We start from the raw sequence: 409 nt of genomic DNA, 5'->3' as shown, positions 1-409 counted from the left end.
CCTCGAGGTCTTCGACTTCTCCTCCGCGGACGCGCAGGACGCGTTCATCGTCACCGAGTACATCCGCGGCGTGACGCTGAAGTCCGTCCTCGACGAGGGGCCCATGGACCCGCCGGAGCTGGCGGCCATGGTCATCCACGAGCTGGCGGCGGCGCTCGCCCATGCCCACGAGGCCGCCGTCATCCACCGCGACCTCAAGCCGGAGAACGTCATGGTGCGCGAGGACGGTGTCCTCAAGCTCATGGACTTCGGCATCGCGAGGCTGCTCGACATCGAAGAGCGGATGACGGTGACGGGCACGCTCGTGGGCTCGCCGGCCCACATGGCGCCGGAGATCATCGAAGGGCTGGAGGCCGGTCCCGAGGCGGACGTCTTCAGCGTCGGCATCATGTTCTACGCGGCGATGACG

Annotated in this window: 1 protein-coding gene; it reads left to right on the top strand. The window is 68.0% G+C overall.

The genetic code is table 11. The features are described 5' to 3' along the window. Positions 1-409, top strand: a 409-nt coding sequence (locus D7Y04_RS43125; protein WP_147477364.1) for a protein kinase, incomplete at both ends; no start/stop codon positions are given.

The sequence above is a fragment of the Corallococcus sp. AB038B genome (assembly GCF_003668955.1).
GTDB classification, from domain to species: Bacteria; Myxococcota; Myxococcia; order Myxococcales; family Myxococcaceae; genus Corallococcus; species Corallococcus exiguus.
This window is presented reverse-complemented; position numbering and strand designations above follow the sequence as displayed.